Annotated in this window: 14 protein-coding genes; all 14 read right to left on the bottom strand. The window is 37.0% G+C overall.

Features of this window, described 5'->3' with window-relative positions; genetic code table 11:
- Nucleotides 1-116: 116 nt before the first annotated feature.
- A complete protein-coding gene (locus ACYPWY_RS14450; protein ID WP_459686253.1) occupies nt 117-704 on the bottom strand; it encodes a T9SS type A sorting domain-containing protein in 588 nt (195 codons plus the stop codon).
- A 504-nt stretch (nt 705-1,208) separates the two neighbouring features.
- On the bottom strand, nt 1,209-1,385 hold the full coding sequence (locus ACYPWY_RS14445; protein ID WP_459686252.1) for a hypothetical protein: 177 nt from the start codon (nt 1,383-1,385) through the stop codon (nt 1,209-1,211).
- Between the two features lie 114 nt (nt 1,386-1,499).
- Entirely contained in the window at nt 1,500-4,595 is a 3,096-nt protein-coding gene (locus ACYPWY_RS14440) for an efflux RND transporter permease subunit (RefSeq protein WP_459686251.1), read from the bottom strand.
- 21 nt (nt 4,596-4,616) lie between these two features.
- Entirely contained in the window at nt 4,617-5,681 is a 1,065-nt protein-coding gene (locus tag ACYPWY_RS14435; RefSeq protein WP_459686254.1) for an efflux RND transporter periplasmic adaptor subunit, read from the bottom strand.
- An 85-nt stretch (nt 5,682-5,766) separates the two neighbouring features.
- Nucleotides 5,767-6,630 carry a signal peptidase I gene (lepB, locus tag ACYPWY_RS14430; RefSeq protein WP_459686250.1) on the bottom strand — a complete coding sequence of 288 codons (864 nt, stop codon included), beginning with the start codon at nt 6,628-6,630 and terminating at the stop codon, nt 5,767-5,769.
- 33 nt (nt 6,631-6,663) lie between these two features.
- On the bottom strand, nt 6,664-7,281 hold the full coding sequence (locus ACYPWY_RS14425) for a hypothetical protein (RefSeq protein ID WP_459686249.1): 618 nt from the start codon (nt 7,279-7,281) through the stop codon (nt 6,664-6,666).
- 1 nt (nt 7,282) lies between these two features.
- A complete protein-coding gene (locus tag ACYPWY_RS14420) occupies nt 7,283-8,497 on the bottom strand; it encodes a 6-bladed beta-propeller (protein ID WP_459686248.1) in 1,215 nt (404 codons plus the stop codon).
- A 263-nt stretch (nt 8,498-8,760) separates the two neighbouring features.
- Nucleotides 8,761-9,072, bottom strand: a complete 312-nt coding sequence (locus ACYPWY_RS14415; RefSeq protein WP_459686247.1) for a hypothetical protein — start codon at nt 9,070-9,072, stop codon at nt 8,761-8,763.
- Between the two features lie 120 nt (nt 9,073-9,192).
- On the bottom strand, nt 9,193-10,068 hold the full coding sequence (locus ACYPWY_RS14410) for a DUF1573 domain-containing protein (protein ID WP_459686246.1): 876 nt from the start codon (nt 10,066-10,068) through the stop codon (nt 9,193-9,195).
- An 18-nt stretch (nt 10,069-10,086) separates the two neighbouring features.
- The gene (locus tag ACYPWY_RS14405; RefSeq protein WP_459686245.1) at nt 10,087-11,307 is read right to left on the bottom strand and encodes a 6-bladed beta-propeller; all 1,221 of its coding nucleotides are present in this window, start codon (nt 11,305-11,307) and stop codon (nt 10,087-10,089) included.
- 36 nt (nt 11,308-11,343) lie between these two features.
- On the bottom strand, nt 11,344-11,688 hold the full coding sequence (locus ACYPWY_RS14400) for an NVEALA domain-containing protein (RefSeq protein WP_459686244.1): 345 nt from the start codon (nt 11,686-11,688) through the stop codon (nt 11,344-11,346).
- A 125-nt stretch (nt 11,689-11,813) separates the two neighbouring features.
- Complete coding sequence (locus ACYPWY_RS14395; protein WP_459686243.1) at nt 11,814-12,617, bottom strand: DUF1573 domain-containing protein; 804 nt, start codon at nt 12,615-12,617, stop codon at nt 11,814-11,816.
- Between the two features lie 221 nt (nt 12,618-12,838).
- Nucleotides 12,839-14,083 (bottom strand): 6-bladed beta-propeller, encoded by a 1,245-nt coding sequence (locus ACYPWY_RS14390; RefSeq protein ID WP_459686242.1) that lies wholly within the window; start codon nt 14,081-14,083, stop codon nt 12,839-12,841.
- Nucleotides 14,084-14,177: 94 nt separating this feature from the next.
- Complete coding sequence (locus ACYPWY_RS14385) at nt 14,178-14,549, bottom strand: NVEALA domain-containing protein (protein WP_459686241.1); 372 nt, start codon at nt 14,547-14,549, stop codon at nt 14,178-14,180.
- Nucleotides 14,550-14,684 lie beyond the last annotated feature (135 nt).

The raw sequence follows: 14,684 nt of genomic DNA, 5'->3' as shown, positions 1-14,684 counted from the left end.
TCTCAAAAGCAATTTACAAAATGAAGATAAGAAACCAATGGCGCCTGTCCGAAATCACCCAGAAAACACAGAGGCTGTTCGCCAAAATTCAAATAGACTACCTAAATTAAGCGGAGTTAGGGTTTAATGTTTTTCTTATCTCTTATAATTCTTAAAATGTAGATATTTGGAACTAAGCCTTGCATAGAAATAGATGTTATACCAACGTTAATTAGCTCTGTTTTCAAAGACATCCCGCTTACATTGAGCAGTTGATAACTCCATTTTGCGTCCAAATAATTATCAATCTGTAAGTTCAATACATCAACGGTAGGATTTGGAAATACCGAAAAATTCGTCTTGTTAACCTCAGTCAATGTGATGACTTCTGTCTCTGAATAAAATTCATCCGGCAACTGTATCCCCGAAAAAACCGTTCCTTCCTCACTCTCATTTGTGGTATAAAATAGCTGTCCAATCGAATAATCTACCGAACTGGCGCTACCCTCTGCGGCGCCTCCGGCTGCAACAACAGCCTGCTGTGCCTGAACAGACAATCCAACAGCGAGAAAAATTACAAGTAATTTAATCTTTTTGTGTTTACTAGTTCCGCCACAACACTCCTTAAAAAAGTCATCAATAATATTCAGGCAATTACGAAGTTCCTCTTTTGCTTCATCTGTAAAGTCAAGAACAATCTTGAATCTTGAAATTTTATTTTCCATAATCTTCACTTCCCCTCGCCCCCTCAGAGAATTTTACAAAATAAAAAGAAGCATGGGAACTGTTATACTTATTTCACTTAGAGGCTCTGACAAAGCCCAGCAACGAAATAAGCAAACAGTCCCATGCCTCTTGTATATACAAAGACATGGAACATCTGCTTATCATCCTCGTTGCTTTTTGAAATTGTCAGATTTCTAAGTGAGGATAATATAAAATGCTTCTATTAATCAAAATATGTCCATCCAAACTCAACGCTTTGAGTTTTAAGATTGTAGCAAAGGTAAACAAAAATGCAATTAGTCAGAAAAATAAATCTTGTTATTTTTAACTTTTCGTTAATAAAACCACAGAATAAATTCGATTTATTGCGAATTTAAAGACAAAAGTAGCATTTTTGCACTACGAAAAGTTAAAAGGCAACAAGAAAGGCATTTCATCAAAAGTAAATGACCAATACCGAGTCGAATTTATGGAAACACAAATGCAAGAAACAAAAACAATTATCACGATTTGTAATAACCCGTATTATCAAAGTGCAGATACACTTTCTCCTGCGGATTTAAGTAATTGAACGAGTTGATATTTCTAACGAAGCCTGACAGTTTAGCAGATGCACCGTCCTGAGCCTGTAAAGTCAAGATACACAAGTATAAACAGATTGAAAGTATGCCTGCTTTCATAGGTGATAGAGATTTGATACTTATCGCTGTAAATGTAATCTATCAGTATAAAGCATTAGGGGTGATTAATTGACTTTGTCAATTTAATACCCCTGTTTTAATACAATACACACTTTAGTTACGATCTTTTCTCCTGTAAATCCGCCAATACACCAGTGGAACGACAAACAGGCTAACCGGCGTTCCGATAAGCATACCGCCAATAGTGGCAATGGCAAGCGGCTTTTCGAGTTCCGAGCCCATGTCGCTGCTGAACAGCAGGGGAGCCATACAGACGATGGATGTCAGGCTTGTCATCAGGATGGCATTCAACCTTCTTCGTCCGGCTTCGTGAATGGCATCCATCAACGGCAGTCCTTCTTTTCGGAGCTGGTTCATAATGTCCACTTTCAAGATGCTGTCGTTTATGATAATACCGCAGGTTACCACAATGCCGATAGCCGACATCAGGTTGAGGCTGTGCCCCAGTACGATAAGCAAGCCAAGGGCGGCAGCAACATCAATCGGAATCTCAAGCAACACAATCAGGGGTTGGATAAAACTCTCGAACTGGGCGGCAAGAATGAAATACATTAACATGATGGAAATGAACAAGATAATCATCAGTTCGCCAATCATCTTTTTATTGGAGAAAAATGTTCCTGAAAAGTCCACATCCCAATCGCTGTTTTCTTCCATGCCGGCTCTCAGGTTTTCCATTATTTGTTCGGGGCGGTCTGTTTCATAGAAGTTGAAAGGTATGTATTCGCCATTCTTTCCTGCAATAATGCTCTTGGTGTCTTCCGAAGCAACCACACTGACAAAAGCGCTCAATGACAGGCTGTTTCTTTTACCGCTAGCATCGTTGGTGGTGTAAATCAGGGTGTTATCAATCACCTCGCGCACATCTTTTTCCTCATTTCCCAATATAATGGGCAAATATTGCTGTTGAGAACGCAAAGTAGAAAATTCATTTTCCTTAAATCCGGTTTTTAAGGCTTGGTATATATCGCTATAAGAAGCGCCGTACAAAATTAACATTTGCTTGTCTATATACAGATTCAGCTGTTTCTGGTAGGATATTCCCGTGGGTTGTTGGCCAGCCTTTTGCGCCGTAATATCAGCCAGTTGGCGGGTTGATTCAATATCGGGAACAGTATTTTTGTTTTTAACATAATACTCAACTACCAGTTCCGGTTCGCCTGTTACAAATATCCGTTCAAATATGGTTACTGCCGGAGAGAAAGATATAATGGCCTGTGGATAATTCTTCTGAAAATAGGCTTCCACACTTTGTTTCAGCGCCGGAATATCGTCCATTGTCCGGGTTTTAATGTAAATTTCCGATTCGGAAACGGTTTTTTCCCGTTGACGGTTCAACAGGTATTGCTGCCGTCCAATCAGGGCGGAAGTTTCCAGCACATCTGTTCCTATCGTGTTCAATACATTGATTGTACGCCCTTTATTCTCGTCAATATGGATGTTCTCGTTCCATTCGATATTCAGTAATATTTCATTTTGACTTATATCGGGCATCTTTTCTTTGGGTATCATCACAAACAAACCGAAACATACGGGGAAAACGGCCAGCATAATAACAGTTGTTAACACTTTATGATCAAAAATCCATTCGATAGAACGATGATAAATTTGTTCGTGAACAGATTCTTCTACGTCTTTTTTAGGGTTATTTCTTTTTATTAACACATCAATTCTCCTGTTTTTCAGAAAAGAGGGCGTTTTTAAAGAATAGACCATTTTGTACAATACTGGCAGCAAACTTATTCCCGTAACATAAGATACCAAAAGACCTACGGCAACAGAAAATGCCTGATCGAAGAAGATGGCCCCTGCTATTCCGCTCAGGAATATCAATGGCACGAATACCGATATGGTTGTAAACGAGGAACTTAGCATTGGCGCAATCACTTCATTAGTTCCCTTTATGCACGCATTATCCAGCGACAGACCTTTTTTCCGGTATTGCCCGATATTGTCGGTTACAATAATGGAGTTGTCTATCATCATCCCCAAGGCCAGAATCAATCCTGTCAGGGAAACTACATTCAGCGAAATATGGAACAGATAAAAAAACAGAAGACTGATAATTAGTGATATAAACATGCCCAATCCAATAATCAAGGGCGATTTTACATCGTTCATAAACAAGGCCGAGACAATGCAGACGAAGATGAAGGCAAGCAAGAGGTTCTGTTTCAGATTGGAAATGGTATAATCCAGCAGCTCGGTTTGATTTTGAGACACATCGAATGAAACATTGGGATAGTTCCTGCGTAATTGCCCGACTGTTTTATCCAATGCGGTTTTCAGGTTGTCCATGTTCTCATCGGCCTGCTTGATGACCGACAGCGAGATAGCCCGTTTTCCATTGAAGAAAGCCATTCCGCTTTCCTTTTCGGGCGCCAGCTCAACCCTGGCTAAATCGTTGAGCTGGTATATTTTGTCGTTCTTCCGGATATAAACACTTTGAATATCCCCGGTGGTGCGCATGAGCGCCGAAAACTTTATGCTGTACTCGTAATGGCCGTCCTTGACAGTCATGCTGCCCGGGTCGATGTTGTTGTTCTTCAATGCGTTCTCTATCTCCGACAAGCTAATGCCCGACATTTTCAATTTATTTTCATCGGGCGTAATCACTACTTGCTTATAGACCAGCCCGGTCATGTCCACCATCGCCACTTGGGGCAACTGCTCGATGCGCCGCTTGATAACGGTTTCGGAAAACTCGCTCAGGTTGAGAAATTCGGCCTCGTTAAAACCTTGTATGGCGCTTTCATCTTTCAGGGTCAGGTTCAGGTTGAAGACGGGAATATCGGTAACGCTGGCCTTTACAACGCGCGGACGGTCAATTTCCTTGGGTATGCGACCCATGGCCGCATCTATTTTTTCGTTGACCTCAATAAAAGCCAGCTCAGTATCTGTACCATACTCGAAGTTCAGCCGGATGATTGCCGAACCGTCCCTTGTTTCGGATTGAATGTCGCGCAGTTTGCCGATTTGAAGCAGTTGCTGCCTGACCGGCGCTACAACCGTATTTTCCAGTTCGCGGGCCGAATTGTCCTTTCCGGCTATTTGTACGGTGATCTCGGGGATGTCAATATCGGGCAACAAGGATACCGGCACGTTGAGGTAGGTGATGATACCCAGTATGAAAAAGGCTGTAAATGACATGAATACAGCGATGGGACGTTCGATAAGGAATTTGATCATACCCTGATTGTTTGTTGTGTGTTAAGGTATCAGCTTCACCGGCGATTCGTGCGCCAGGTTGATATTCCCTTCATAAATCACGCTGTCTCCGGCTGTTAATCCTTCGCTAACGACATAGCCTGTGGAGTTTTCCATGCCCGTTTCCACATAGTTCCACAAGGCTTTGCCGTCTTTCATCGTAAAAACTACTTTTTTGTTTGTCCGCAACACGAGGGCTTCTTTGGGTATAACCAGTTGCTTGCCCAATGTCCGTTGAATGCGCACTTTCACGTTCATGCCATCGTACAATTTGTCTTTCGGGGAATTTGCTACCGCCTTTACCCTGACCATCCCGTTTTTATCGACCACCGGATTTATTTCCGTTATCCGTCCATCGGTCGAGTAGCTGCTTATGGCAAAGGGCGAAATCATGATTTTGTCGCCTGCCTGAACGAGCGGCAATTCATTTTCGAGGACATTGAAAACGATTTCGGGATTGTTGATGTCTATTATGGTGCAGAATGGCTCTTGACCGGATGGAACGTTGTATTCCCTGGCAAACAGATTGGCGACTGTACCATCAAAAGGAGCGTACAGAATGGAATTTTTGTAGTTGTATTCCGCCAGCTCGTATTGATTGACGTTTTGGTCGTAATTGCTTCGGAGGCGGGCTATTTTCATGACTGCTTCGGGGACTTTAGACGAATCGGCCAGCGTGTAGCCCTGACCAATCAAAACGTCCTGCAATTCAAGGCGCGCCTTTTCCATATTGTCCCGGGACTGAACCAGACTGTTTTTTAGTTTGAACTGGTCTAATGAGGCTATCTTTTGCCCCTTGACTACCCGGTCGCCATTCTTGACATGGATTGCCGTTACGTTTTCGGAAGTCAGGAATTTGAGCTCGGCTTTCTTGCGTGCCGAAACCGTTCCGTTGGAAATCAGCTCGTGGTTGAAGTCCGAAAGCGAAAGATGTATCGCCTTGACATTGGTTATTTCGTCTGTTATTTCGGATGTTTCGCCACTTGCACCCGTCTCTTCCTCTTTTGTAGAGGACGAACAAGCACAGATGGCGAGAAATACCACTAGCAATAGTGTGATTTTTTTCATGGTTATTCCTTGTACCATTGTTTTCATTCCTTTTACTAGCGTAAAGATAATAAAAAATACCACACTGATACATTATTTGATAATTTCATTCTATCAATTTAAGAATTCTGTTCCACCGGATTTCTCCTGTTTCAGTGTCTTCCGATTTCCAAATAAATGCGACCTTGCCTACAATATGGTCTTCGGGTAACAAACCCCAGTAGCGAGAATCTTTCGAATCGAAAACATTATCTCCGGCCATAAAGTAATAGTTTTGAAGAAGCTTGTATTCCCATATTAGACTGTCGTTCAATAGAATCTCATTATTTTTTACTCTTATTTTTTTATTTGTTTCGTATTCGATAATATTTTTATAAAGTTTGATATTCAAGCCGTCTATATGTAACATATCAAACGCTTTAGGAATATAAATTGGCCCAAAGTTCTTAATATTCCATCCATATATTGAATCATGCGGAAAACATCTATATAACCCGGGTACAAATTTATTATCATCCGTTGTTGACAGTTCATTTTGAATAGCGCTATTTCCCAAAACAGTGATTAAATTCATCACTTTATTTATGCCATTTTCGATATAAAATGTATCACCAGGAATCGCTACACAGCGTTTCACATAATAAATGTTCAGATTTTCGATGGTTTTGTTCCATGGAAAATTAAAAACCAGTACATCGTTACGCTCAATAGAAAACAGATTCGGTCGCCAAATATCCAGGTATCCTGTTTTTTCCAACAGATCAAGATTCTTTAGAATGCGAGGGCCGGGCACCAGTTTATTGACCAGGATATGATCGCCCGGAATAATAGTTGGCTCCATTGATTTGGATGGAATTTTGAACGTCGAAAAAATAAAAATACGAAAAGATAAGGCAACCATAAGGGATACAATGATAATCAGGCTCCATTGCAATATATTTTTAACTACATGTTTCGCTCTCTCTTTCATTGAGGTTATAGCTATTACAGTTGTCTTATTTTTCTAATTGGATTGCTTTTGGAATTTGTTCGCTACTGCTTCGTAATATATTTCAGATAATTTGCCGTATGTTCTATCCGGTATGAACAGACAAGAGGCTTTGAAAGAATCTGAAAGCAGGAAAAGGACAATACTGCCGTTTAAAGTCCTTGATGGAAACTGCTCTTCTTTTGCAATTCCATATGTCTTTATTCCCGCATTTTTCTCGAATATCTTCAATTCCCTGTTGCTTCTAAAATTTGCAACAACAACAATATTACCTTTTTCATTTTCCGAAAAAAATGAGTTAAGTATATTTATTTCGCCATCGGAACATGACGTACACGATATTTCGGGTAAATAGATAATTAACTTCTCTGAGATAATTACATTGCTAAGTTTTTGTTGTTTTCCCTCACTGTCTGTAATTTCACAATCAGCAATATCCAGATCATCATACAAAACGAAATCGTTAATACTTGATGTGAATGATGAACACAGATTTTTCATATACTCTATATTCTTCTCTATTTCTACTTTTTCTGCTATTGCCCTGCTCATCCGTTTTTCTTCAAAAAACAAGACTACACCTACCGCTATGAAACAAACTATTACAAAAATTAACGTATTGTTTTTCATCATCTCAAAACTTCTTCACATGCAGTAAACAGACCACCGGATTGTTATCAGTATCTTCCAATTCCTTTATTTTTTGAATATCTTCATCCTTTAAATGGGTATAAAACATTTCCATATTTTCTGCACTAAGGGTGCTTAAGAATGATTCGTCAATATAGCCCAACAGGGTGTTTTGATGATACCCGCTGATTACAAATGGAATATATGCGAACATTTTTTCAGTATCTGCAGCAACAGAATTATAAATTTTGAAATTATCCTTAGATACTAAAGACGTATAACTCAATTTACCCTTTGTATAATAGACATATAAAATGTCTTTTAATTCCATAAACGAATAATACCTCACTAGGTCAGAATTCATCTTTACTCTACTAAACTCTGTCTCATTCAAATTTTTCGTTTTTTCATAAAAAGCCTCTATTTCTGATGGAGCATAAAATGACAGATGATATTTAGGTATTATTTCATAATCTTTGATTTGATATATAGTATCGCAAAAAGTATAATGATACAATATATCGCCATTCTCTGTTTTTTGGAATGCGGAAAGATACTCGCCAACTATGTATCTTGTATTTTTAAAAGGAATGGCTGTTCCTTCAGTTTTTAAATCAGAATCATTAAATGTGAGCTGATATGGAACTTTCGGGGAATAATTATGATACGCAAATATCATTTTGTTATCTCCAAATTCAATGAAATCGGCAGGACAAGGATCAATCTTTTTTTCAAATAGCAAATTGCCAGATAAATCATATCTGATAATTTTCCATGAATGGAAATCCAATATAGCTATATGTTTCTCATCAATGTTTACCATATTTAGATTTAAATATTCCCCTGGGCCCTTACCAATTTTATTTATTTTATACAGAAAATTGCCCTGTAGATCAAATGCAAATATTGATTTTGTTTTAAAATAATCGGCAACAAATAAGGTATTATTTATGATAAATAGTCGTGATACGCTCCCTATCAGAGATTCCTCATTTGTTTCTAATTTTACAATTCTCAAGGAATCCAAATTTGCGTAGAAGTCAGAATAAGGCTGATCTAATATATCAATTTTTAGAGGGGCAATATGCCTGTCTATTTTAACAGAAGGATCACTATAGGCAACATATTTCATTTGCTCTCCATCTTTTTTTGATTGTGAACAACCTGAAGATAATGTGATGATTGTCGCTATAAATAGAAATAATTTATATATTTTCATTTGAGATAATTTCAGTAGTATATTATTTATCCGATTATTAGACATTTAAGATATATCTTTTGAGTAAATAACTGTCTTTATACATCATAAGAAAGAACTATCTCTGCTCTTGGAAAGACAGTTCCTTTTTTACAATTAACACTATCTACACATTCACTAGTGTCCGCCAAAACAAATCAAGGATTAAAGAGGTGTTATTTCGATACTCTTCTAATTCTTGCTTTATAAGAAACTCTCCTGGATTTGTTTTTCAAACAATAAAGTTAATAATTATTATAGTTACTGTTGTTCACACATTCATTTATACAACACCATGAATGAGGTTGAGACCCAGCTCCCGCACCCACGTATTTAGAAATAGTTATGTCCCATGACGCAAAAGGGAAAACGCATGTAAAAGGTTCACAGTCATAATCCGGCCTATCCCACCATTCTCCAATATCCCATGCTTGGGCATCCAATTCGGCAAGGTTCATATTTATCTTCTGATCTTTTGTGAACGCAAGGTTCACATTCAACACCGTAACTGCGGCGATAGCCAATATAGCCAAACTGCCAAAAATCTTTTTCTTCATGATTATTTATATTAAATGGTTAAAAACTACTGTTTATTGCTCTGCAAAGCTAAATAGGGGGGTAATTTCCAAATATATTTAGTTAAATGTTTAATCACATAATGTTAAATATATGAAATTTTAATTGCCTGCCGTTCCTTTGATTGACAAGTGTACAAAATTATTTTCGATGTTGCAATAGACGGTAATTGTTTTTTGGAAATAGCCGGTGGTGGCGGGCGTTATTTCTACTTTTATTTCGGTGGTTTCGCTTGGTTTTACGGGCTGCTTTTCCCACGAGGGGACGGTACAGCCACAGGATGTATCTACATGGTTGATTACCAAAGGCTGCTTGCCCGTATTTTTAAGGAAAAATGAAGTCTTGCTTGTTTGACCTTTTCGTAAATCGGTCAGGTCTATTTCGGTGGCTTGGGGTTCTACGGTGGTTATTTTCAGGTTGTTTGTTGCTGTGGTATCTCCCTGTATAATGCTTTTGTATAGCTCCCATATTTTTGGATTCATAGTGGGATTGCCCATGGCTACTACCTTGTTTTCCTTGTCTAGCAGGAAGCATTGATATTGCTGTTGCTTGGGAAAATGGTTGAGGCTGTCTATTTGGTTACGCTCGTCAATGAAGACCGGATATGTCAATTTGTCACGCCTCAATAAAAATTTAAGTTCTTTTGTGTCTTTTGGATGGAAGTAGAATAGGAAATTTAACTTGTTGGGCAATAACGAATCGGCTTCATGCATAATTGCCTGCCAATTGTATAACCTCAATTTGCAACTGGTACAACCTGTGGAATCGGTATAGACAAGAATCTTGTAAGGTGTTGCCGACAAATCGGGACAAACAGTATCTCTGCTCAAAAAGGAGCAAAGAATACTGTTTGGAAACTTTACCGTTTTGTTTGTCCATTCGGATACTATCTCTTTTAGTTTGTCATGCTTGGGACTGTAAGAACAAGAGATGAGTAGTAAAGATATTAAAAATAGGATTATGACTTTGATAGGCATTTTAGAATTTTACTTTGCTCAATTAAATTCATATAGAACTACGACACCCTCAAGATTAGGAACATCTTTCATTATCAATTCATTTAATATCTTATTCTCCATTCTCCAATCAGATTCTTTAATAAAATTTCTTTCAAGTTCAATTACCTCCGGTCTAATTAGTCCCACATAGTGATTGCCCCAAGTGGATATTGGTTCAGGAATGATATTGGAGCATATTTTAATATTTTCTGTATTTTCAAATGCAAATGATTTCTTTTCTCTTTTATCATACCAATATGTCTGTTGAGTAATCATATTAAGCATTTCATAGCTTATTTGATAAGAAACGAAATTTTCAGTCTCCAAAATAGGCGCTACCAAATGAGTATATCCTGATTTTCTTATTAGATCAAGATATTCTTCAGTCGTTAGGGAGTCGTCTTTTTTAGTCCAAATTGATTTCTTGTGATTAACAACGTATTTAGCCGTATAGGATGAATCATTAATTATCTGGTAAATAGTATCTGACAAATTCGGGCAAAAAAGTAATTCGTTTTTGAAATTATACTGTAAGGGGCTGAACATGGGATTTACTGCTTGATTTTGAAGAGGATAGAATGGGAATCCTTTTCCTATAACCGAATCATTTTTAGATATGACTATATGATAATTTATTTTTGGATCATAGGATTGTCCGAACGACAGTTGGTTTACAATTTTATCATCAAAAATCGCAAAATAACCATTGGCGATTTTTTTTGTCTTTTTCAGGAACTTCCCATCTAAAGAAAAATAAAGCATCTGCAAAGACAAACGATCATTCAATAATAGACAATCTTCGGCCTTTGAGATATTCATATCTTTTAATCCACGATATTCTTCGGGCCCCGCACCTTTACTATCAATAGTGTTGAGTAATTCTCCATCCATATTAAAAATAAAGACTTTCTCGCTTTTGTATGCATCCAAAACAAATATTTGATCTTTATAAATAACAATTTTGTCAATAATACCTATTGGCTCTCCCGATATTAGTGGAATATATTTAATGTCCTTCAGTTTATTATCCCTTTGGGAGAACGAAGCAATTTCGGATTTTGTGTTATCTATGGTAATAATGTCGGCATTGTATATTTGCCGTAATGATTTAGAGGAGAGAATTTTCGATGTGATCACATTCCCCATATTTTTATTGTTACAGGATATGAACGATATAAATATGATAATATACCAAATAAATGAAATTTGATTTTTCATAAGTATGGGTATTTTTCTCAGGTTGGGATATTCTTTTTAGATACAACCGGTTCCATCAAAACAATTTCCATAACCAGATACACACGATATTTGGTATCCCCAAAAGATATATGCTTGACCGTTAAAAGTCTGAGTAGTTTTGATGCAGTTGTTTAAATCGGGACGCCAATCAAGATCGCTTACACCATTCATGTCGAGATCATTATACCATTGCTCAGAATCAGTCCAATTTTGATTATTGAATTCAAAATCCGCCAATGCCTCAATATTCGCCAGCATGATGTCACCCATCTTGTTACTTTGCGAACCCAAATTCACATTCAACACCGTAACTGCGGCGATAGCCAATATCGCCAAACTGCCAAAAATCTTTTTCTTCATGATTATTTAATTAAATGGTTAAAAACTACTGTTTATTGCTCTGCAAAGCTAAATATAAGGGGGGGGGTAATTTCCAAATATATTTAGTTAAATGTTTAATCACATAATGTTAAATATATGAAATTTTAATTGCCTGCCGTTCCTTTGATTGACAAGTGTACAAAATTATTTTCAATATTGCAATAGACGGTAATTGTTTTTTGGAAATAGCCGGTGGTGGCGGGCGTTATTTCTACTTTTATTTCGGTGGTTTCGCTTGGTTTTACGGGCTGCTTTTCCCACGAGGGGACAGTACAGCCACAGGATGTATCTACATGGTTGATTATTAAAGGCTGCTTGCCCGTATTTTTAAGGAAGAATGAGGCTTTACTTGTTTGACCTTTTCGTAAATCGGTCAGTTCTATTTCGGTGGCTTGGGGTTCTACAGTGGTTATTTTCAGGTTGTTTGTTGCTGTGGTATCTCCCTGTATAATGCTTTTGTATAGCTCCCATATTTTTGGATTCATGGTGGGATTGCCCATGGCTACAACCTTGTTTTCTTTGTCTAGCAGGAAGCATTGATACATCATGTCTGTTGGAAAATTATTCAGACGGTTGATCTCGTTTTGCTCATCAATAAATACCGGATATTCCAATCTGTCCCGCCTCAATAAAAATTTAAGTTCTTTTGTGTCTTTGGGATGGAAATAAAACAGTAAACTTAACTTGTTGGGTATCAATGAATCGGTCTCTTGTATAATTTCTTTCCATTGATATAATTTCAGTTTGCAGCTAGTACAACCTGTGGAATCGGTATAAATCAATATCTTGTAGGGTGTTGTAGCCAAATCTAGACAAACAGTATCCTTGTTCATGAAAGAACAAGGAATACTGTTTGGGAAATGAACCGTTTTATTTGTCCATTCGGATACCAATTTTTCCACATTCATCCGTTTAGCCTCTTTCTTACAAGAGAGAAAAAACAATGATACAAATACAAGCGCAAAAATTCGTATATTTTTCATTATAAAAATTGTATATTTCAGAATAGAACAATCCAAAACTAAAAGATATAGTTACTCAATAAGTTTATCTAATTCCAAATAAGTGAACTGTATTTCCTCATCCCCTGTCCTGCCGGATTTACAATCCACTTGAGTATTTATCGAATTTAATACTTTATGTCATCAAATGACAAGCCATCCCTTAACTCATAATAAAATATGACCGGATTCGAATCTTCGGTTACTTGCTTCAATTCATTCAATTTATCCAAATCAGGAATCAGGCCATTGGTTTTAGCCAATTCTCCAAATCGGCCTAGCCCACTTTCATCTATGCAACTATAAATACCTTTATCATCGCTACACATAAATTGTGGAGATGGGCCAAATTCGCGATATACTAAATTATCTCGAATTACGAATGTTGTTAGAACATCTTTAGTTTTAGTGTTAAAAAATACACGTAATAAATTTTTGTCATGAAAACATTCAAAATATATCATATCCCGACATTCTTCCAATTTACTGACAGCATAAGTTAAACCACGATCGAACAGTATTTCATTGACTAATCTATGATTCCCCTTATCAAAAGCGGCACTTAATTCATTAATATCTCTTTGTGTAGCCCATTTTTTTGATTTGACAACAAGGAAAGGCATTACCGTATTACTTTTATCCAAAACCATAATCGTGTCCATAAACTTTTGAACAAATTTAGGTGAAGATGACACTCTTGAATAAAAATAGCTACCCTTTTGCACCATTGGAGCATTCCATCCTAAATTATATTCAATAGCAGGAAGTAAGCCGGATATTCTTTCATTAGCATTCATATCTATCTGTTGCAGCAAATCCGATTCCCGCATGTCTCTATTTTTACCAGGATACACCTTCGTGCTGGCATATATTTTATCATCGGTAAACTGAATATATGTGTGCCATACATCTTCACCATGCATCTTTAGTGAGCCAATATAACTCCCGGTTGCAATATTGTACTTGTGTATATTATGTTTAGCGTGGTCCAGCAGGTAAATCTCATTTTTGTTGGGATTAATGGTAAAATCGCTCACATTTGCATACTCACCAGGACCATTTCCACGATTTCCTATTTTCCGCACAAATCTTCCTTTAATATCAAAAACAAAAAGATTATTTACCTTGACGTCAAGAATAAATAACTGTCCATCGTAAACCTGAAGAACATCAACAGAACCAATTAAACATTCGTCTTTTGTTTCTAGTATAATGGGCTTCACAGTCTTGAAAAAGGAAGATAAAAAAATTGATTCAACTTTTTTATCATCAATGTCAATAACATACAGATTCTTATTCTGTCTCATCGTAACTCTGTCTGAAGAACAGGAAAACATTGCGAGCAAAAGAATGGTAATTAATGTATTTTTCATTTGAGGAATAATATGATGTAACAAATCATTTTACTTATTTTGCTATATAGGTTTCAAAAAGAACATTTACAAATCTTTGTAATTTACATAAATTTTAATTACAACTTATTTCTGTGGCTTCACAATGGTTGTCTGTATTAGTACATTCATTAAATATGACTCCTTCAAATCCGTCCCAACAATAATCATAGCCTGATGGAAACTGGGACACCAAAAAATCACAAAAATAAAATACGCCTTGTGTAAAGTAAACCTTGTCTGAACTACAAAGTCCGCCATCAAAAATTGCTTGGGCTCCAGGTACACAAATATAAAACCAAGTATCACTCTCGTCCTGCGCCAACGCTTCCACATTAGCCAACGAAATATCAGACAATAACTCTTTTTGCGAACCCAAATTCACATTCAACACCGTAACTGCGGCGATAGCCAATATAGCCAAACTGCCAAAAATCTTTTTCTTCATGATTATTTAGAAACTGTTTAAATTTTATTTGAGATTTATTTTATTGAGCATAATCATAATAAAAGCAAGATGAATCATAGCCTCACTTGAGCTTATTGTATATTCATAGTCTTTAGCCAAGCGTCTGAAATTTTC

It is taken from the genome of Viscerimonas tarda, assembly GCF_054601255.1.
The sequence above is the reverse complement of the archived record's forward strand: the minus strand, read 5'-3'. Positions and strand labels throughout refer to the sequence as shown.

Coding starts and splice junctions, on each gene's coding strand:
- ACYPWY_RS14450 (WP_459686253.1), bottom strand. CDS start 704: ATGGAAAATAAAATTTCAAGATTCAAGATTGTTCTTGACTTTACAGAT.
- ACYPWY_RS14445 (WP_459686252.1), bottom strand. CDS start 1,385: ATGAAAGCAGGCATACTTTCAATCTGTTTATACTTGTGTATCTTGACT.
- ACYPWY_RS14440 (WP_459686251.1), bottom strand. CDS start 4,595: ATGATCAAATTCCTTATCGAACGTCCCATCGCTGTATTCATGTCATTT.
- ACYPWY_RS14435 (WP_459686254.1), bottom strand. CDS start 5,681: ATGAAAAAAATCACACTATTGCTAGTGGTATTTCTCGCCATCTGTGCT.
- lepB (WP_459686250.1), bottom strand. CDS start 6,630: ATGAAAGAGAGAGCGAAACATGTAGTTAAAAATATATTGCAATGGAGC.
- ACYPWY_RS14425 (WP_459686249.1), bottom strand. CDS start 7,281: ATGATGAAAAACAATACGTTAATTTTTGTAATAGTTTGTTTCATAGCG.
- ACYPWY_RS14420 (WP_459686248.1), bottom strand. CDS start 8,497: ATGAAAATATATAAATTATTTCTATTTATAGCGACAATCATCACATTA.
- ACYPWY_RS14415 (WP_459686247.1), bottom strand. CDS start 9,072: ATGAAGAAAAAGATTTTTGGCAGTTTGGCTATATTGGCTATCGCCGCA.
- ACYPWY_RS14410 (WP_459686246.1), bottom strand. CDS start 10,068: ATGCCTATCAAAGTCATAATCCTATTTTTAATATCTTTACTACTCATC.
- ACYPWY_RS14405 (WP_459686245.1), bottom strand. CDS start 11,307: ATGAAAAATCAAATTTCATTTATTTGGTATATTATCATATTTATATCG.
- ACYPWY_RS14400 (WP_459686244.1), bottom strand. CDS start 11,688: ATGAAGAAAAAGATTTTTGGCAGTTTGGCGATATTGGCTATCGCCGCA.
- ACYPWY_RS14395 (WP_459686243.1), bottom strand. CDS start 12,617: ATGAATGTGGAAAAATTGGTATCCGAATGGACAAATAAAACGGTTCAT.
- ACYPWY_RS14390 (WP_459686242.1), bottom strand. CDS start 14,083: ATGAAAAATACATTAATTACCATTCTTTTGCTCGCAATGTTTTCCTGT.
- ACYPWY_RS14385 (WP_459686241.1), bottom strand. CDS start 14,549: ATGAAGAAAAAGATTTTTGGCAGTTTGGCTATATTGGCTATCGCCGCA.